Raw genomic sequence first — 19,158 nt, 5'->3', positions numbered from 1 at the left:
TATATCGCTCGGCGTTTTTAAATTGCTCTATGAATTTATTTGTCATTGGTATCAATGTGAGTGTAGCCATCATGGACTAGTTCAAGTTCACCAGTATGAGGATCAATGACTAAGCCGTGTACTGGCACTTTATTATCAAATAAAGGATGTGTATAAATCATTTCAATATTTTGACGTACATTATCATACACATCATCGAATCCTTTAAGGAAGTTTGAAACATCAATGCCTGAGTGCTCAAGAATGTTAAAGACTTCTTCGTTGACACCACGTGATTGCATCGTTTGCATGACTTCATTTACATTAATGCTACCCATTCCACAGTCTTTATGTCCCATGATAATAATTTCTTCAGCACCTAAAGCATAGATACCTACTAAGAGGCTACGCATTGTAGAGCCATAAGGATGACTGATTGTCGCTCCAGCATTTTTAACGACTTTTAAGTCACCATTGTTAAATCCAAGCGCTTTAGTAGATAAATCCTGTAAACGCGTATCCATACAAGTTAATAATACGGCTTTTTTAGATGGTGTTTTACTTGTTGTATAAGCTTCATATGATTTATTTTCTACAAATTCTTTATTATACGATAATATACTTTCAAGTAATGACATGTTTCATACCCCCACAATTGATATCTCAAATTAATCTTTTTTCATTTTAATATGTTTGCTTAAACCTTCATTTTCATGGTTTACAGTTTCGTTAGATGAGGATGATGTAGATGATGTATTTTCTGAAGTGTGGTGTTCTTCGTCATCTTCATTTCCATAATTATTATATGATTCAGCTAAATCTTGTTTGTCTTCTTCTTCTAATTTATCGTAAATTTTTTCTTCCGGTGTCTTACCTTTGACCACTTTACGTTGGTGAATGATTGCATTAATTTCAGCACCAATAATTAAAATAAAGCCTGTAATGTATAACCAAAGCATTAGGACGATAACGCCCCCGATACTACCGTATGTTTTAGAATAGTTTGCAAAGTTTGAAACATAAAAACCAAAACCGACAGTACCAATAATCCAAATGATTGTCGCAAATAGGGCACCAGGTATCACTGATTTCATTTTAATTTTGACATTTGGCGCGACCGTATAAAGTACGACGAATACAACAAAGATAATAATAGCTGGTAGGGCAGTACGTAAAATACTAAAAACCCATCTCACTTGTTCATCTAAACCTAAAGGTCCGAAGAGCAAGTTACCAATTTCTTGACCAAACGTAAATGACACCATTGTTAATGGTAATGTGACGCCAATAATAACAGTGAATAGAATCGCTAACCCTTTAGAAACAAAAAAGTTACGGCTATCTTCTACATCATAAGCGACGTTAAAGGAATTCATTAAAGCTGTCATACCATTTGAAGCCGTCCACAATGCCAAGATTAACCCGACTGATAATAGGCCACCACTTGCATTACCCATGACGTCTTCTATGATACCTGTAATGATTGAAGCTGTATCAGCAGGTGCATTGTTTTCAATTTGTTTTACAACAGAATCTGTATCGATTTGGAATAACGGCACCAATGATAAAATAAAAATCAACATTGGGAATAACGCTAGCATAAAATAATATGCAAGTTGAGCTGCTAATCCTGATGTATCGTCTTTACCAATACGATAGATTAAATAACTTAAGAAATTTGGACGATCCGTATATTTCGCCGGTTTATTGATACGCGAAACGAAAAAAGTTTGATTATCTTTAGGCGCTTCCTTTGATTGGAAAGGTTGAGGCTTTACATAATTTCGATCCGCTTCAATCTTTCCTGAAGCATCTCCTTTACGGTTCGGGTTATTACCTTTTGTATCCCCTTTAATATCGTCAACTTTATCTTTAATTTTGTCTTTTAAATTTTCTGATGTCTCTTTCTTATCCGACATATTTAAACCTCCTTGAATAGGCCATATACTAAAATGAGTGTTAAAATGACATAATATTTTGAAACCAAACCAATACATCGAATGTCTTAATATTAGTTTTGTTCGGATATGTAGGTCAATCTATTGAAAATCACGATTAAAAGGCAAATCAAGTATTCAATGCGCAGTCTTAAAGCCATTGAATATTAACATTGACCTCATTTTACAATACTACAAATCATAGGGCCGGGAGATGTCCCAGCCCTAACCAAGTTACTGGTCAATTATTGACCAAGTTTTTTATTATTTTTACGCTCCATAAACGTATCTTTCGCATTAAGTAATGAGCGTTCTAATTCTGGATTGTTACGACGGATTTCGTCGAATGTATCTTTCCAATACATAATTTCATCTGTAATTTGTGAAAATTTAGATGGTCCATTGGAATTTTTTGATGCTTTTAGAGAGTGACGTGTGTTTTTATCAAACGCTGTGATTGCGCCACCTGCAATTGCACCACCGACTAGAGCGCCAATAATGACACTTGGAATGAGTTTGTTTTGCATAGTTGGTTACCCCTTTCTAATTTGCAGTGTCCTCAATGATAAAATCGATGAGATGATCACATGCGGATTGAATCATTTCATAGACACCTTCAAAATTGTTAGTATAATATGGGTCAGGGACATCTGTCTCTTCCATATCACTAAATTCAAGTAATTTAAATATCTTACCATTTAGATTTGGATTGATATACTTAATATTATCCACATTACTTTGGTCCATTGCAATAATGTAATCAAAATCATCATCTTTTGTGAATAATTCGCTTATCATACCTTCAAATCCAATGTCGTGTTCTTTTAAGATTTTTTGTGTCCCTTCATGTGGCGGTTCGCCTAAATTCCAACGACCTGTACCACGTGAATAGACATCAATGCCTTCAATACCGCGTTCTTCTAAGCGTTGGCGCATAATTGCCTCAGCCATCGGAGAACGACAAATATTTCCCAGACATACAAATGCAACTGTTGTCATTAGATTCCCTCCGTATCGTATTGTATATGCCCATTTTAGTCCTTTTTAAAACAATTCAAAACCCTATTTCTTAAAAATTTTTCAAAATTGCGGTGCCTCTGTTAAAATACTTGTTATGAAAGGGTGATTGAATGGCTTCAAATCAAATGGAAAAAATGATTATAGATATTAGAGATCGTTTAAATCTAGTTAATCCAGGATTAATTGATCCGGAGAATTTTAGCGACTCGGATTATGAGGATATTAAAGAGATTCATTCTTATGTAACGTCAAAAGATAATTTCACACCGAGTGAAATGTCTGGTATTACAGATGCATTAGGTCAATTAAGAAAAAGCTAACAAAGGGGGTTATTGCATGACTTTAGAAGAAAAATTAGAACAATATGCCCAATTATTAGTTAAAGTAGGGTTGAATGTGCAAAAGGGGCAACCTGTCTTTATTCGTTCGACTGTAGATGCTGTGCCATTTACGCGAATGATTGTTAAAGAAGCATATGAGTTAGGCGCTTCAGATGTACGAGTTAAATATGGCGATCCAGTGTTAACACGTTATGCTTATGAATATGAATCTGCTGAATTTTTTAAAGAAAACATTAAAGCATACGATGTAGATGAACGAATGGATTATGCGAATAGAGGCGCATGTAATCTTGCTTTGATTACGGAAGATCCAGATTTATTAAGTGGTATTGATTCTGATAAGTTAAAAGCAGCTCAATTGAATAAAAGTAAAGCTTTTAAACCATATATGATTCAATCTCAAAAGAATGCTTTTCCTTGGTTAGTTGCATGTTATCCTTCTGAAGCGTGGGCAAGCCGTGTTTATCCAGATTTAGAAAAAGAAACGGCATTTAATCGATTCTTAGAGGATATTTTAGACATCGTAAGAGTTGATGGGGAAGATACAATTGAAAAATGGGAACAACATAAAGCACAACTAGAAGCACGTGCGAATCAATTGAATAACAAAGCCTATCAATCACTACGTTACCGTTCAAAAGGTACAGACCTTGAAATTGGTTTGCCAGAAGGTCATTTATGGGAACACGCAACGAGCTATACAGATGACGGTCAAGCGTTTGTTGCTAACATCCCGACAGAAGAAGTGTTTACAGCACCACATGCCTATCGCGTGAATGGTTATGTTAGTAATACGTTACCACTTAGTTACAATGGTACAATCATAGATGGCTTTACTTTAACGTTTGAAGAAGGTCGAGTAGTCGATTTTAAAGCTGAAAAAGGAGAAGCGGTGTTAAAATCTTTACTGGAAACAGATGAAGGCGCACGTAGACTTGGTGAAGTAGCGCTTGTACCTGAGGATTCTCCAATTTCAAATCGCAATACTATTTTTTATAATACATTATTTGATGAAAACGCCTCTTGTCATATTGCACTTGGTGCTGCCTATGCATTTAACTTAAAGAATGGTACGACAATGGACGGGGAAACGCTTCAAGAGCACGGGCTAAACGACTCTCTTGTTCATGTTGATTTTATGATAGGTAGTGAAGACTTATCTATTAAAGGTGTCCTGCCTGATGGTACAGAAGAAGCTATTTTCTACAATGGCAATTGGACAAATTAAATAAAATATAGAGGCGATAGAATGACTAATGTAAATCAAAAATCAATGGAATATGCTAAAACGTTTAAGTCAAGACAGGTCTTTCCTCAAGATACAAACCATTTAGGTACGTTATTTGGTGGTACAATGATGGCCAATATAGATGAAATTGCGGCAATTTGTGCCAAAAAACATGCAGGAACGACAGTGGTTACAGCGTCCACTGACTCAGTAGACTTTTTGAAACCGATCAAGAATGGTGACATCTTAACGTATGTCGCGATGGTATCGTATGCTGGGCGATCTTCAATGGAAATTTGTATTCAAATATTTATTGAAGATATCGTGAATGGCGAAAGAGTACTTGCTGGGTTGAGCTTTTTAACGTTTGTCGCTATTGATGAAGAAGGTAAACCGACACCTGTACCTGAAGTATATCCCGAAACAGAAGAAGAAAAATGGTTTCATGACACAGCTTCAGTACGGGTTCAAAGAAGAAAAGAGCGTCGTAAAGAAAGCAAAGATACGATTGAGTTCTTAAGACAAATTCAAAATAAACACTAAAAGTAGCGAGGTTGGGACAAAAGTGTTCAGGATTTGAGCAGAAGCGAACGAGAAGCTAAAATTGTTTTTTTTCAAATTTTGGCGAATCGTGAACTCTCTGTCTAAATCCTGCTTTTGGGACACCGTTAATCGGTTTTCCAGAGCATTAATACTTTATGTCTCACCCTCGCTATTTTTCATCTTTAACAATTGCAGGGATTACTTTGATATACACTAATTCGCTGATGAGTTCTATGATCGTTTGAGTAACGACGACGGTTGTTGCGATGGTAGCCCATGAACTAGGCAAGGATAGAGCTAAAGGTAAGACGACTAAAGCGTTTCTAGTACTAGAGCTAAAAGCTAACGTTCTTATATTTTCTGGACTTAATTTAAAAAGTTTACCTAATAGTATGGCGATAATCGGTGCCATAATAGCAAAAGCGATATATACAGGAATAACTGATAACACAATACTGAAGTCATGTGATATTTTACCAATTTGAGAACTGACAACGGCAAATAATACAAGTGCCATGAAAGGGACAGGTAGCCATTCGGTTAAGTTTAAGACAGTATGGCTACTTTTGGAATGTCGGCTCAATAGTTGCAGGATTACGGCACAGATTAAAGGTATAAGGATGATCAAAGTAAAAGATTCCAAAAATGGCTTAAAATCAATAATGGCATTCATTTGTTTATCAATAAATAAGGATAAATAAATCGGTAATAACATGAGCTGTAATATTAATAAAATGGGTGTAGACATCAGCATATAATGTGTATTGCCTTGACCAAGGTTCGTAAATACGATGACATAGTCTATACAAGGTGTTAATAACACTAAATACGCACCGATCATTATAGGTGTTGTATGGACATTGAATATCGACATTAATACAAACACGAACATAGGTATTAACACGAAATTTGATAAGATTAGCGCCAATATATAATGAATATTAATACGATGCTTTGTTATTTGTAAAAATGGTATTTGAGTAAACATGCCGAACATCAATATCGCAAGCAGTATAGGTACTATTACTTCCAGTGACGCTGTGATTGTTGTAAATTGAAGACCTAAGATTGCCCCTAATATAAGGGCGATGAAATAAAGATAAACTTGTTTATTTTCCATTAATGCTTTCACATGATTCATATTTAAACTCCTAATAGTTTAATATTAATAAAGGTTACGCGAATGATAAATAGGTGCACTTGAAACGCTGATATGCAGAACTAAAACTCCGATAGTCAAACGTTAAGTACACCTATGTATGTTATTCATTACTGTCCGAACCTTATTTTAAAGGCGTATGAATGCGTTCATGCATTTTTCGTTCTTGTTCTTTAAAGTCGACATTAGGATAATACATATTTTTTACCAAAATATTTGGTCCTAAGCATTGGACATGTGGACAATGACAATTAATTGATCGAGATAAAGGTGATTCAAGCCACTTATTAAAGACATCGTCAAGTTTATCTTGTTTAATATTAGAAATCGTGCCAGTCTCATCACCAAAGTCTGTGACAATTACATCACCAGTAAATACATTCACGTTTAAGCGACTACGACCATCTGGATCATTACGTAACGTTACATTAGGTGCTTCATGTAATTTGGTTAATAACTGTTGATCTGATGCATCATTAATACATGGAAAGATCGGTAGTGTACCAAATAGCATCCATACATTTGGATCTCTCACATCAAGTAAATGGTGAATGGCTGATTTCATATCTGCTAAATTAAGCACTTCAAGTTGACTTGCAAAGTCTGCCGGATACATTGGATGTATTTCATGACGGCTACATTTCATATCATTGACTACTTCTTGATGAATAGATTGAAGATAAGGGTATGTACTTTGATTAAGCATCGTTTCAGCTGAGACGAACATACCTTGTTCACTTAAGGTTTGTGCATTGCGAATCATTTGATCATATAATTTTAATTTAGCTTTTAATGGAGGTTGTTTCTCCATAGCACCAAATCCTACATTGGCAAATGTATCTCTTGTGCCCCAATTATGTGAAATGTGCATCACATCGATATATTCCGCAATATCTAAATAACGATTTAACGGTAGGGTAAGATTTGAGTTCATTTGCACATATATCCCTCTTTGATAGGCATATTTTAGCAAAGGTTTAACGACTTCACGAATGGACTTTTTAGAAAACATAGGCTCTCCGCCTGTAATTGAAATCGTACGAAGTGTAGGGATTTCATCTAAACGTTTTAATATTAAATCCATCGGTAAAGCATCAGGGTCTTGGGTTTGTAAGGTATAACCAACTGCGCAATGACTACATCTCATGTTGCATAAATTGGTTGTTGTAAATTCGACATTACTTAATGTAAGGTGCCCATGTTCTTCAATATCTTGATAAGCTTCCCATGGGTCATTTTGAATTGAAATAGGTTTCTTTATAGGCATAATTAAAACTTCTTTCTATATTATTGTCGTCATTTGACTTGTCTAGTTTAATAAACACAAAATATGTTAATATATTGATAACAATGTCATTATAAAGGAGATTCCTAAACTATGAAAGAACCACAAACAATGAATCAAGTAAAAGAACGACTTTCTCAATTTTTAGAGGATATTGATCATGTTAATCCTGATACAGTAGAAGTAGAAGATATCGATGAATGGATTCAGTTATTAGATCAATTAGAAGAGAAAGTCAATCAATTAAGAAAGTAATCATCACTTTACTTAAAATGTAAGCAAGAATGTTTAAGTACCGTCCTTTCTTGGTTATAGTAAGTACTAGGTAATTGATAAACATTCTTAAAGAAAGGTGATTACGAGATGGCTAAAAAAGTAGCAGTTTTATTAGCAGATGAATTTGAAGATATCGAATTTACAAGTCCAAAAGAGGCTATTGAAAACGCTGGTCACGAAGTTGTTGTAATTGGTAATGAAGCAAACGCTGAAGTAGTAGGTAAACATGGCGAAAAAGTAACTGTAGATGTTGCCATTGCAGATGCTAAACCTGAAGATTATGATGGTTTATTATTACCAGGTGGCTTCTCACCAGACCATTTACGCGGTGATGAAGAAGGCCGCTATGGTACATTTGCAAAATATTTCTTAAAAGAATCATTACCAACATTTGCAATTTGCCACGGACCTCAAATCTTAATTGATACTGATGACTTAAATGGTCGTAAATTAACAGCAGTATTAAACGTACGTAAAGATTTATCTAACGCAGGTGCAAACGTTGTTGATGAATCAGTTGTTGTAGATAACAACCTTGTAACAAGTCGTGTACCTGATGACTTAGATGACTTTAATAGAGAAATTGCGAACCAATTAAATCAATAAGTCGATGATAATGATTCATTAATAAAATGGGAGTCATGAAGCGCATTATCGCTTTCATGGCTCCCATTTTTTGGTTTTATTTAACTTTTTTTATCTTTGTGTGAGTCGATAGAGAAGCGGGCGTAAAGGTTTAATAAAATCGCCTGGATATTCTTCTACGTGTGCGTTAAACCCATTCTTAAATTGTTGAACACCATAATCTTCTGCTTCTTTTGAAAAGTCTCCAGTTATACCATAAAAGTTATAACGAGGGATATTGTGTGCTTTAGCAAATTTTATCATTTCCCATTGTAAACGGTAAGCGCCCATAAAGCGGTTATATTTAGGATTAGAACCACTTGATAAATAATAAACTTCCCAATTATTAAAAATAAAGACAGCTGCAGCTAAGTCTAAAATTTCACCGTCTTCTTGATATAACTGATGTGCTTCTTTGTACTGACGTTCCATACTTGCGATTTGTTGTTTAAGTTGTTGCGCTTTTGTTTTATTCTTTTTAGAGTTTGGGTGTTCTTCTAAAGCCGCTTCTACTGTTTGAAGTTGATCTTCAAGGTCTTTTTGTTTACCACTTAGACGTTTTGTATACGTTTTAAGATTAATATAAGCTAATTTGAGTGTGATTTGATCGCCATATATGTTTTGAAGTCGTTTGAAATAATCTAAGTCTCTAAATTTAAAATCGTGCTTTTCTTCCGCCATTTTATTGAGTTTATAAAAGCGTTCAGTTTCCTCAATAGACAATGTTTTAACTTCGACACCCATTTCATAGGTTTTCTTGATATTTCGACGGGTTTGATAGGCCATATCTTTTAATAGTTGTTGTTCAGTTTTATCTTTTAAATCTAACACAGATAACCATCGAATTTGACTGATATCGGAATAACCAGTGGTATAACCTTGATGTTTGTAACCTAACTGTTCTAATTCGTTCATCCATGTTTGATAAGAAGATGTCGTAATAATATGACCATCTTGACCACGCACATGTTGAATAGCGTAAGGATCGACGCGTACGTATAATCCTTTATGGCGTTTTAAATAACTTGTTAAAGATTTGAAAAAGAAGTGGACAAGAGGGGTGTTATCAAAATCCATAATTGGTCCACGTTGCGTATAAAAATATTTAAAAAATTTGAGTGCACGTGCTTCTGTTAATAGACACGCAGCTATCACTTGATCTTGGTCGTTTTTGACACCGACAAGATGAGCATTATCTTGTGCATGATAAAGTGCACTAGATTGAGTATAATGACTAAAATGAGTGTCGGCAAAATGTTGAAACTCATCTTCAGTCAATTGTACAAACTTCATAAAGATTCCCCTTTAAAGATTATAATAAGTCATATTCCATTTATATTATATCAAATATAAAAGGACTCGCAAATATTATCCGCAACTTATTTCTTTCTTTAATAAGTAGGATATCAAAAAATAAATGAATATAAAAAACCACAAGAATCAATAAAATCCTTGTGGTTAATGGCTATATGGTTTAGAAGAAACGTTTCATTGCTGTAGTCAGTGATGGCATTTCACCAAATACAAGTTTACGATCTTCAGTTAAACTACGGTAAGCCCATTTAGCATAGTTTTTAGCTTCTTCAGGCACAATTTTACCTGGTAAAGGTGCTGCGTTATGATCGACAATGACATTGACGATGGTTGGTTTGCTTTGTTGAACGGCTGTTTGCACTACTGCATCAATATTTTCTGGGTCATCTAATGTAAGACCAACACCGCCGCAAATTTCAGCAAACTTAGCAAAGTCCATATCGCTAAAGTCGATACCATATTCTAATTCTCCAGCTGCTTGTTGTTCATATTTAATAAATGATAACTCTCTATTATTCAATACGAATAATACCATTGGAAGTTTATATTGAACAGCTGTTGCAAAGTCTTGCATAACCATTTCAAACGCACCATCACCAGTGATACCAATGACTTGGCTACCTGGAAATGCGAAACGTGAAGCAATAGCTGTCGGTAAAGCACAACCCATTGTACCTAACCAACTAGAAATGATGAATTTATTATCTATACCAAGATTTAAATAACGAGTTGTCCAAACTGTAGATGTACCAACGTCTGCTGCAATCACTGTATCTTTGTTAATCACTTTATTAATCGCATGCATTAAACGTTCTGGTCGAATTGGTTTAGAGTCATTTTTCATATCTTCTTTCATCCATAAATCCCAAGTTTCTTTATGATCTAACATTTCATTTAAGAATGGACGATTATCAACTTGGTCAATTGCTTCTGTTAATGATTGTAATGCCATTTTGCTATCGCCTACAATTGGCGCATCTATATTGAAACGATGACCAATCGCTTGTGTATCTGTATCAATTTGAATAGCAGGGATATCTTTTTTAGGTAAATAATCAACGTAAGGATAGTTTGTACCTGCTAAAATTAATAAATCTGCATTTTGCATTGCTTGATAAGATGGTTTTGTACCAATTTTACCGATATTACCTAAATGATAAGGGTGATCATCTGGTACAACTGTTTTTGCTGGTAATGTGACCATTGTAGGAATTTTACCTTTTTCGATAAATGCGCGTACTTCATCTTTAGCATGTTCAGCACCTTTACCAACTAAAATGACAGGTTTTTTACTTTTATTAAATAATTGTGCTGCATCATTAATAGATTGTTGTGACGGTGCTTGAGGTTGAGGGAAAGATTTATCAACTTCAGTAGGGAAGTTATCGTTAATTTTTGTACCTAAAATATTATTTGGTAATGTTAATACAGCTACGCCATTTTCTTGGTATGCTGTACGGATAGCTTCATCCACAATATCAAAAATGCGAGGGGCATCTCCATCAGTTAATTGATAATTGTAAACAGCCACATCTTCAAATAACTTAGGTAGATCAACTTCTTGGAATGCTTTCGTACCTAATTTGTCACTGTCTGCTTGACCAGCTAAAACAAGTTGAGGTACGTTATCCATTTTGGCATCATACATTCCGTTAAGTAAGTGAATAGCACCAGGGCCTCCGATCGCTAAAGATACACCAATTTTACCAGTCAATTTAGTGTAAGCTGCAGCTGCAAGACTTGCGACTTCTTCATGACGAACATGTACGAATTTAATGCTGTCTTCTGCAGCTTTTAAACCATCAATGACTGCATCGATTGAGTCACCTGGAATACCATAAACATGATCAATATCCCAAGCTTCAAGTGCTTTAACAACACCCATATTTGCTTTAACCTTACCCATAATATCACTACTTTCTTTCTTCTAATTAACATATTATAAAAAATCACTTTTCATATTATAACGAAATTCTCACATAATCTTTAGAAATCTGCTTATAAAAATGAAAAAAGTGGAAAATTGTGCTTTTATTAACAAAATGTTTGAACGATTCATAAAGACGTAATCTATATAATTTTTAGTAAAATGATACTCATCCTAGGGACTGATTTTCGCGTATAGATATAGATTTATAGAAAGGTTATTGATAAACTCAAAGGGATTAGGATAATGCTTAAATGCAAATACAGAAATATAATATTTGGGTTTATCAATGCTAAGTAAATAAGAAAGTAGGTCCAATTAATATGAAACGTTCAGACCGAATGCATCACCAGTATAAACAACAAGCGAGTGAGCCACGGTATAATACGTACTATCAACCTGTGGGTCAACCACCGCGCAAACAAAAATCAAAGCGTATTTTTAGAACAATAATATTTACTATATTATTACTGTGCTTATTATTTGTTGGAATGATGTATGTTTTATCTAGACAAGCCGATGTTGAAGAGCTATCTTCCATTGAAGATAAAACGACTTATGTTCCATCAAACTCAATGCCTGACTACACGAAAGGGGCATTTATTGCAGTTGAAGATAGGCGCTTTTATGATCATCATGGCGTCGATATCAAGGGGAGTCTTCGAGCGATATTTTCTACTGTAAAGAACAGAGATAACTTACAAGGTGGCAGCACGATTACACAACAACTTGTTAAAAATTACTACTATGATAATCAACAAACGGTGACACGCAAACTTAAAGAAATTTTTGTGGCATATCGAGTAGAAAGAGAATATGATAAAGCGCACATTTTAAGTTATTATCTCAATAATATATATTATGGTGATGATCAATATACGATTGAATCTGCCGCAAATTATTATTTCGGATCAACGGTTGATACCACTAACCCAAATTTATCTCAAATCACTGTTTTACAAAGTGCTATTTTAGCAAGCAAGGTTAATGCGCCATCAGCTTATCAAATTAATGATATGTCGCCATCGTTTATTAACCGAACTAAAATGACACTAGAAAAAATGAAACAACAAAATTATATCGATGAAAGCCAATACAATGAGGCATTGCAACAACTTGGAGCATAACGAAAGAATATGTCATAATGAGCTTATAAATTAAACTGGAAGTGAAACAATGGGCGCTTCCAGTTTTTTTGATAGAAGGGAAGAGTTTATGTCAAAGATTACTAAAATCGAAGTGCAACAAAATAATAAAGAGCGTTTCAATATTTATGTTGATGACCGCTTTGCGATTGGGATTTCAATGGATACGATGGTTCATTTCAATTTAAAAAAAGGAGATACAATTGAATCCAAACAATTAAAAGAGATAGAATTAAAAGAATATCAACAACAAGCTATTAATGATGCGTTAAATTATTTATCTTATCGCAAGCGCACACGTTTTGAGGTTGAACAACATTTAACTAAAAAAGGGTACCCTGAAACAACAATAGAACCTGCATTGATGTATTGTGAAAAACATCGTTTAATTGATCATGAAGACTATGCCGAAAGTTTAAAAAACACGATGATTAGAACATCGGATAAAGGACCGGAAATATTTCGTCAAAAATTACGTAAAGCTGGTGTAGAATCTCATTTAATTGAAAATATGGTGGACCGTTATGCGATGGATCAGCCATTTGATAATATCGTAAAGATTGCTCAGAAAATTGCCAATCAGAAAAAAGGTCCATCAAATAAGATCAAGCAACAAGTTCATCAGTCTTTAATGCAAAAAGGGTACCATCAAGATAGTATCAATGCTGTCTTAGACACATTAAATTTTGAGCAAGACCCTGAAGAGGTTGAGGAATTATTGCAACGGGATTTAGAGAAAGTCTATAATAAATATCAAAGGAAATATGAAGGCTTTGAATTAACGCAAAAAACAATTCAGGCGCTTATGCGTAAAGGATATACGTATGATGCTATTAAGCATAAATTAACAGAAAGTGGTATTGATAATGATGAATAAACGTTTTAGTGATATGACACGTCAAGAAATAATGCACGAGATTCAAACATATAAAGAAAAAATGAGAAAAGCGGAAATGAATGGTATTCTTAACGAATATGATGTGTACGAGAATAAAGTCGTCATAGCCGAGAGCTATTTGGTTGATCTAGATAGTATTGAACTCGGAAAGGTTTATCAGCTTAAAGATGGCACTGATGAATGGTTTAAAGTTAATCGACTAAAAGGTGTCTTTGCTTGGGGATACCGTCAAAATAAAGTCATTGCTACAGAAGAGGGATTGCCTGTATCTTTATTGAAATTATAGAGGGGGTAGCGTAATGGGTAGTGCTATTGTATTAAAAATGATAAAAGTCACACATTATTATCGAAATCAAAAAAAGCAGAATGTGTTAAAACCATTCAGCTATCAACCTGAAGATATAGAACTCAATAATATTACTTTACATATTTATCAAGGAGAATCATTAGGAATTATTGGGGAAACAGCTTCTTCAAAATCCTTAGTAGGCGAAATATTAGCGGGTACTGTAAAGCCGGATAAGGGACGAATTGTACGTAGTGGTTCAATGTTTTATGCGAATATGAATCAAAAATCAGTTGAGCATATTAAAGTGATAGATTATATACGAGATGCGATGAAGCTTTTTCCGTATGAGACACCAGAACATAAAGATCAACAAATTTTAAAATATGCTCATCTAGAAACAGTCGAAAATGAAACAATTGATCAACTCACAGATCAACAGTATGCACAGTTACTGTTTAGTTTGGCGCGTTCTTCTAAAGCAGAGATTGTTATTTTAAGTCATATCTTAAGTTATTTAACACATGACTTTTTTGATAAAGCTCAGCAAATGGCTAAAGAATACATTAATGAAGGCTTAACTTGGGTGACCATCGATAATGATATCGACAAAGTTAAAGCAGTAAGTAATTATATTGCTTGGATTTCGCATGGCCAATTGCGAGAAGAAGGGTCAATTAATCAAGTGGTTCCTCAATTTGTTGTACATGAAAGAGATCGAGCAACATTAAAAACGGAACAAGAAAAGAAGCAGTTTGATGAAGATTGGAAAAAAAGTCGTTCAAAAATGCCAGAACTGACATATAGTTTTAAGCGAATCGAGAGATATCATCATGCTAAACCGCCAGCTTTTTTATCTCGTATTTGGATGTTTACAAGTCTATTTTTGATAGGGATGGTGTTGTTTGGCGGGCTTGTGTTCGCAAATATTGGTAATATCGAATCTAATCAAGGCGATCCTTCAGCGATAACACAACAATCCAAAGATCCTTTTGTAGATAAACTGGCATATGGGGTCGTTAAAAAGAAAAGTGTACAATTAGATGCACAAGCTTCCAAAGATAAATCGTTAACATTACCTAAATATGCATTTATGACGATAATTGGAGAGAATAAAGTGCGTTATCAAGTTGACATGAATGATAAAACTTATACGGTGCCCAAAGAGGATATTCATTATTTTGATCCAGCTGCGTTATACAAAGAGGTAGAACAAAAAGAATTAGAACCTTATTTAAATAATAATTACATTTCATCCTATGAATATTTTAACGGCGAATTACATAATGATCATAAAGATGTGAATGAAAAACTTGTGCCGGAACGAAAAAATCAATATGTAGAACCTATCGTAGAGCAACCTATATCAATGATTTTTAATGATCAACAACAACTTATAGGGTACACATTTCCTATGAAAAATAAGGAAAAGTTAACCAATAAGTTTAATATTAAAGATGACTTCTGGGTTGCCAAAACAGAAGATGGATATTTTATAGCGGATATGAACCAATCTAATTGGTTGTATATTGAATTGTAGGTGAGAAACTTGGACAAATGGATAAACTTCTTTAAAACAACACCTGAGTTATTTCAACACAGTTTATATCGATTAAAGATGCAAAAAAAATGGATTTATTTAATGATTGCGATAGGTGGTTTATTCGTTTTGGGTATGGCCGTCCTATTAAAAACAATGGAACTACTTGATATCAAACAGGCAAATTTAATGTATCGATTTGTTGGTTTGATTGTATTTGGTGTGATTGTCGTAACAATCTATTTGAATTTTCGTTCTTACCCAAGAGACTATTATGTAACACGGCACTATAATGAAAGTCCATTATTTTATAATATTTTATCGAATGGCTTATATAGTATTATTTTATTAGGATTAATGCTATTTGCTTCAATTTTCACACCGGTAAACACTGATACTTCCATATGGAGTGTTATTTATTATACTGTGATGACTTTTTGTTTTATGTATATTATGTCTGTTTTACTAGGTATGATTCATATGCTTGTTACTAAATTAGTATATTGGTATGTCGTTTTGGCAGTCCTTCTATTTTTAACTGTACCAATATTATTTTTACCTAGTACATTTGGTTCCTTAGTGACTCATATAATGATGATGAATCCTCTTTATTATCTCGTTAATGGTATGCAACAAGCTATGATTATAGGGGATGATGCGATCAATCGTATAACCTATCATTTATACTTTTATTGTTTTATGGGACTCATCACTGTATTTAGTTTTGCTTTAAATGATTATGTTAGTCAATTACGACCAAATGAACATAAAATAGCGACGGAAGACCGCAAAATTGTAGATCATACAAAATAAATAAAAAAATCAGCTCATCTTAGCTATCGAAAGCTAAAAATGAGCTGATTTTTTATATTTAACAAACTTTTAATGAGCATAAAGCTTTTTCATTAATTTGGCTTCGCTAAATACCCAACCAGTATAAGAATGTAGCACTTCCATGTTTTGATCTAAGTGAACAATTGCTACAAATTGATAGTGGCCATTTTTTAAATAACGTAAATCAATGAATCTTAATTCAATGACTTCATTATTAATATGTTTAATATGCCATCTATAAATGGATGAAAAGTTTAAAAAGGCACGTATATTTGGATCATTTTGTGCATGCGTCATAATTTCTTCGCTTGGAAACGATTGACGTTTAACTTTATCACTGAAAACAATATTTCTACCATGACTACGGCCTACATAATCGTAATCTTCGGTTTGGATGGCAATGCGCCATTGCATAAAACGAATTGTTGGTGCTATAAATACTTTGATTGGATCACCAATATGTTTAACTTGATTTAAAGCTTGTTTTTTTAACCAATTTCGCATTTGGAAGCGAATGATATAATAAATCACAAATAAACCGAGTAGTGGAAAGAAAATGATATAAGGATGCACACCGAGTGCCCATATCACAATACCAATTACTAATAAAGCGAATAAGATAGGATCGAATGTATTGATCACACTCAATTGAATCCACTTATTGGATATCGGCCGTAATGCCTGTGTACCATATGAGTTGAATATATCTACAAATACATGTAAAAAAACAGCAAGTTGACTCCATAACCAAATATGCAAAGGGTCTACTGATGGAAATATGAGATAGGCTAATAAAGTCAACAGGATTGGCCAAAATATAGTGAATGGGATAGAATGTGTAATGCCTCTATGATTAGATATATATGTTGCATTATTTTTTAATTTTAATACGGTATCGATATCAGGTATTAGTGAACCTGCAATAATCACAGTCGCACCTGCAGCTATATTCTGGGAAAGTGTGGGATCAGTAGTAGCAAGTGCTGTGAGCCCAACTCCCATTGCGATGTGTGTCGCTGTATCCATTAAAATCACTCATTTCAAAGTTACTAAGTACTATTATAATCTAAATAATGGGTGAACAAAAAGATTTCGCAAGATTTGAAGGAGAAATATATGTATAAAACAGAAACGTTTAAACAGGACTTAACAGAATGGTTTAATCAAAATCAACGAGAGATGCCTTGGAGAGAGACGTCGAATCCTTATTATATTTGGATTAGTGAAGTCATGCTTCAACAAACACAAGTCGATACGGTTAGAAGTTATTATCAAAGATTTATTGAACGTTTTCCAACTTTAGCATCACTAGCCAATGCAAAAGAAGAAGAAGTGCTTAAATATTGGGAAGGTCTAGGGTATTATAGTCGTGCTCGAAATTTTCATACCGCAGTCAAAACAGTCGTAGATGAACATCATGGTGAGATTCCAAAAGATCCTGAAGCTTTTAAAGCATTAAAAGGGGTAGGCCCTTATACCCAAGCGGCTGTGTTAAGTATTGCGTTTGATGTGCCATTACCTACAGTTGATGGGAATGTGTTTCGTGTATGGTCTCGATTGAATAATGATTTTAGTGACATTGGACAAACTGCGACTCGGCGACGTTATGAAGCACAATTAACACCATATGTTCAGCAAAATTCTGGTACATTTAACCAAGCTATGATGGAACTAGGCGCACTCGTATGTACCCCTAAAAACGCGTTATGCCTTTTTTGTCCAGTATCAGAGCATTGTGAGGCGTATAGAGAAGGTACCGTTCAAGAATTACCAGTTAAACGTAAAAAAGTAAAAAAAGAAGTCATTGATTTGGACGTATACGTTATTAAAAGTGAGAAGGGACAATACCTGATTGAACAAAGAACCTCAAGATTATTAAATGGCATGTGGCAATTTCCAATGTTCGAATCAAATAAGGAAGACGCGCAAAAAGCACTAGGCGATTCTCTTACAATTGAAAAGGAAAACATCTACAAATTAAAGCATCAATTTACACACAAAACTTGGAATTTAACGGTGCATCAAGGATATTTTTCAAATCAACAAGATGAAGACAAAGATGCACCTTATCAGTGGATCGACTATGAGCAAAAAGAAAACTATTCTTTTCCTGTAGCAATGACAAAGATTTTTGAGTCGTTATAATTAATGGACTAAATCGAGTGTGATATAATAACCAAGTGAATAATAGAGAGGTGGTGTGACAAGTGGTTCAATCATGTATTCCTGAAGAAGGACAATCTATTAAAATTCAATCCTATAAACATGATGGTCATATACATCGCGTTTGGTCAGAAACGCTCATATTAAAAGGAACAGATGATGTGATTATAGGCGGCAATGACCATACACTCGTCACAGAAAGCGATGGTCGTACATGGGTTACGCGTGAGCCAGCCATCGTTTATTTTCATTCAGAGTATTGGTTTAATGTGATATGTATGTTTAGAGAAGATGGCGTTTATTACTATTGCAACTTATCTTCTCCTTTCGCATGTGATGAAGAAGCGTTAAAATATATTGACTATGACTTAGACATTAAAGTGTATCCTAATGGCAAATATCATTTATTAGATGAAGATGAATATGTGCAGCATATGAATCAAATGAATTATTCAAAGGATATCGATCAAATATTGAGACGTAACGTAGATATTTTGCAACAGTGGATAGAGCAGAAAAAAGGACCGTTCGCGCCTGATTTTATTAAAGTATGGCGAAATCGATTCCAAAAACTCAGAACAGAGTAAGGCTTTATATTTCTATTAGTCGCTCGAGTCACACTAGTGTTATTTATATTTAAAGGCGCATCATATGTACAA

The 19,158-nt window shown here is 34.2% G+C and carries 21 protein-coding genes; 12 read left to right on the top strand and 9 right to left on the bottom strand.

Going from position 1 to position 19,158, the window contains the following annotated elements; all coding sequences use genetic code 11:
- Nucleotides 1-35 precede the first annotated feature (35 nt).
- The 4 genes from ACEE93_RS06410 to ACEE93_RS06395 all read right to left on the bottom strand — a co-directional run bounded on the left by ACEE93_RS06410 (nucleotide 36) and on the right by ACEE93_RS06395 (nucleotide 2,915).
- A complete protein-coding gene (locus ACEE93_RS06410) occupies nucleotides 36-617 on the bottom strand; it encodes a beta-class carbonic anhydrase (RefSeq protein WP_449155832.1) in 582 nt (193 codons plus the stop codon).
- Nucleotides 618-647: 30 nt separating this feature from the next.
- The gene (locus tag ACEE93_RS06405; RefSeq protein WP_449155833.1) at nucleotides 648-1,898 is read right to left on the bottom strand and encodes a YihY/virulence factor BrkB family protein; all 1,251 of its coding nucleotides are present in this window, start codon (nucleotides 1,896-1,898) and stop codon (nucleotides 648-650) included.
- Nucleotides 1,899-2,161: 263 nt separating this feature from the next.
- Nucleotides 2,162-2,443, bottom strand: coding sequence for a YtxH domain-containing protein (locus ACEE93_RS06400; RefSeq protein ID WP_449155834.1), 282 nt, complete (start codon nucleotides 2,441-2,443; stop codon nucleotides 2,162-2,164).
- Between the two features lie 16 nt (nucleotides 2,444-2,459).
- Nucleotides 2,460-2,915 (bottom strand): low molecular weight protein-tyrosine-phosphatase, encoded by a 456-nt coding sequence (locus ACEE93_RS06395; RefSeq protein WP_449155835.1) that lies wholly within the window; start codon nucleotides 2,913-2,915, stop codon nucleotides 2,460-2,462.
- A 131-nt stretch (nucleotides 2,916-3,046) separates the two neighbouring features.
- Between ACEE93_RS06395 and ACEE93_RS06390 the strand changes: the two genes are divergently transcribed.
- From ACEE93_RS06390 to ACEE93_RS06380, 3 genes are read left to right on the top strand one after another with little or no spacing between them, the layout of a single operon-like run.
- A complete protein-coding gene (locus ACEE93_RS06390) occupies nucleotides 3,047-3,256 on the top strand; it encodes a DUF1128 family protein (RefSeq protein ID WP_449155836.1) in 210 nt (69 codons plus the stop codon).
- A 16-nt stretch (nucleotides 3,257-3,272) separates the two neighbouring features.
- Nucleotides 3,273-4,505: an aminopeptidase gene (locus ACEE93_RS06385; RefSeq protein ID WP_449155837.1), complete on the top strand. Its 1,233-nt coding sequence runs from the start codon at nucleotides 3,273-3,275 to the stop codon at nucleotides 4,503-4,505.
- 21 nt (nucleotides 4,506-4,526) lie between these two features.
- On the top strand, nucleotides 4,527-5,048 hold the full coding sequence (locus tag ACEE93_RS06380; protein WP_449155838.1) for an acyl-CoA thioesterase: 522 nt from the start codon (nucleotides 4,527-4,529) through the stop codon (nucleotides 5,046-5,048).
- A 169-nt stretch (nucleotides 5,049-5,217) separates the two neighbouring features.
- On the opposite strand, the gene ACEE93_RS06375 is transcribed toward ACEE93_RS06380, so the two are convergent.
- Together ACEE93_RS06375 and yfkAB are read right to left on the bottom strand one after the other, a co-directional pair.
- Nucleotides 5,218-6,189 carry an arsenic resistance protein gene (locus tag ACEE93_RS06375; protein ID WP_449155839.1) on the bottom strand — a complete coding sequence of 324 codons (972 nt, stop codon included), beginning with the start codon at nucleotides 6,187-6,189 and terminating at the stop codon, nucleotides 5,218-5,220.
- 142 nt (nucleotides 6,190-6,331) lie between these two features.
- A complete protein-coding gene (gene yfkAB, locus ACEE93_RS06370) occupies nucleotides 6,332-7,474 on the bottom strand; it encodes a radical SAM/CxCxxxxC motif protein YfkAB (protein ID WP_449155840.1) in 1,143 nt (380 codons plus the stop codon).
- Between the two features lie 111 nt (nucleotides 7,475-7,585).
- Here yfkAB and ACEE93_RS06365 point away from each other — a divergent pair, with 111 nt between their 5' ends.
- The gene (locus ACEE93_RS06365; RefSeq protein WP_449155841.1) at nucleotides 7,586-7,747 is read left to right on the top strand and encodes an SE1561 family protein; all 162 of its coding nucleotides are present in this window, start codon (nucleotides 7,586-7,588) and stop codon (nucleotides 7,745-7,747) included.
- Between the two features lie 108 nt (nucleotides 7,748-7,855).
- Complete coding sequence (locus ACEE93_RS06360) at nucleotides 7,856-8,374, top strand: type 1 glutamine amidotransferase domain-containing protein (protein ID WP_449155842.1); 519 nt, start codon at nucleotides 7,856-7,858, stop codon at nucleotides 8,372-8,374.
- A 90-nt stretch (nucleotides 8,375-8,464) separates the two neighbouring features.
- Here the strand turns inward: ACEE93_RS06360 and ACEE93_RS06355 are convergent, their stop codons facing one another.
- Together ACEE93_RS06355 and ACEE93_RS06350 are read right to left on the bottom strand one after the other, a co-directional pair.
- Nucleotides 8,465-9,685 carry an aminoacyltransferase gene (locus ACEE93_RS06355; RefSeq protein ID WP_449155843.1) on the bottom strand — a complete coding sequence of 407 codons (1,221 nt, stop codon included), beginning with the start codon at nucleotides 9,683-9,685 and terminating at the stop codon, nucleotides 8,465-8,467.
- A gap of 181 nt (nucleotides 9,686-9,866) precedes the next feature.
- Nucleotides 9,867-11,612 (bottom strand): pyruvate oxidase, encoded by a 1,746-nt coding sequence (locus ACEE93_RS06350; protein WP_449155844.1) that lies wholly within the window; start codon nucleotides 11,610-11,612, stop codon nucleotides 9,867-9,869.
- Nucleotides 11,613-11,956: 344 nt separating this feature from the next.
- Between ACEE93_RS06350 and sgtB the strand changes: the two genes are divergently transcribed.
- The 5 genes from sgtB (at nucleotide 11,957) to ACEE93_RS06325 (ending at nucleotide 16,315) form a co-directional block, all read left to right on the top strand.
- Complete coding sequence (sgtB, locus tag ACEE93_RS06345) at nucleotides 11,957-12,760, top strand: monofunctional peptidoglycan glycosyltransferase SgtB (RefSeq protein WP_449155845.1); 804 nt, start codon at nucleotides 11,957-11,959, stop codon at nucleotides 12,758-12,760.
- Between the two features lie 88 nt (nucleotides 12,761-12,848).
- Nucleotides 12,849-13,655, top strand: coding sequence for a recombination regulator RecX (gene recX / locus ACEE93_RS06340; protein ID WP_449155846.1), 807 nt, complete (start codon nucleotides 12,849-12,851; stop codon nucleotides 13,653-13,655).
- Nucleotides 13,645-13,962, top strand: coding sequence for a YfhH family protein (locus tag ACEE93_RS06335; RefSeq protein WP_449155847.1), 318 nt, complete (start codon nucleotides 13,645-13,647; stop codon nucleotides 13,960-13,962). The genes recX and ACEE93_RS06335 overlap by 11 nt, the downstream gene beginning before the upstream one ends.
- A 13-nt stretch (nucleotides 13,963-13,975) precedes the next feature.
- On the top strand, nucleotides 13,976-15,502 hold the full coding sequence (locus tag ACEE93_RS06330) for an ATP-binding cassette domain-containing protein (protein WP_449155848.1): 1,527 nt from the start codon (nucleotides 13,976-13,978) through the stop codon (nucleotides 15,500-15,502).
- Nucleotides 15,503-15,511: 9 nt separating this feature from the next.
- On the top strand, nucleotides 15,512-16,315 hold the full coding sequence (locus ACEE93_RS06325) for a teichoic acid translocation permease (RefSeq protein WP_449155849.1): 804 nt from the start codon (nucleotides 15,512-15,514) through the stop codon (nucleotides 16,313-16,315).
- Nucleotides 16,316-16,384: 69 nt separating this feature from the next.
- On the opposite strand, the gene ACEE93_RS06320 is transcribed toward ACEE93_RS06325, so the two are convergent.
- The gene (locus ACEE93_RS06320) at nucleotides 16,385-17,362 is read right to left on the bottom strand and encodes a metal-dependent hydrolase (protein ID WP_449155850.1); all 978 of its coding nucleotides are present in this window, start codon (nucleotides 17,360-17,362) and stop codon (nucleotides 16,385-16,387) included.
- 90 nt (nucleotides 17,363-17,452) lie between these two features.
- Between ACEE93_RS06320 and mutY the strand changes: the two genes are divergently transcribed.
- Together mutY and ntdP are read left to right on the top strand one after the other, a co-directional pair.
- Nucleotides 17,453-18,481 (top strand): A/G-specific adenine glycosylase, encoded by a 1,029-nt coding sequence (gene mutY / locus ACEE93_RS06315; RefSeq protein WP_449156457.1) that lies wholly within the window; start codon nucleotides 17,453-17,455, stop codon nucleotides 18,479-18,481.
- 62 nt (nucleotides 18,482-18,543) lie between these two features.
- Nucleotides 18,544-19,086 carry a nucleoside tri-diphosphate phosphatase gene (ntdP, locus tag ACEE93_RS06310; RefSeq protein ID WP_449156456.1) on the top strand — a complete coding sequence of 181 codons (543 nt, stop codon included), beginning with the start codon at nucleotides 18,544-18,546 and terminating at the stop codon, nucleotides 19,084-19,086.
- Nucleotides 19,087-19,158: the final 72 nt, after the last annotated feature.

Source organism: Staphylococcus sp. 11262D007BW (assembly GCF_053547815.1).
This window is presented reverse-complemented; position numbering and strand designations above follow the sequence as displayed.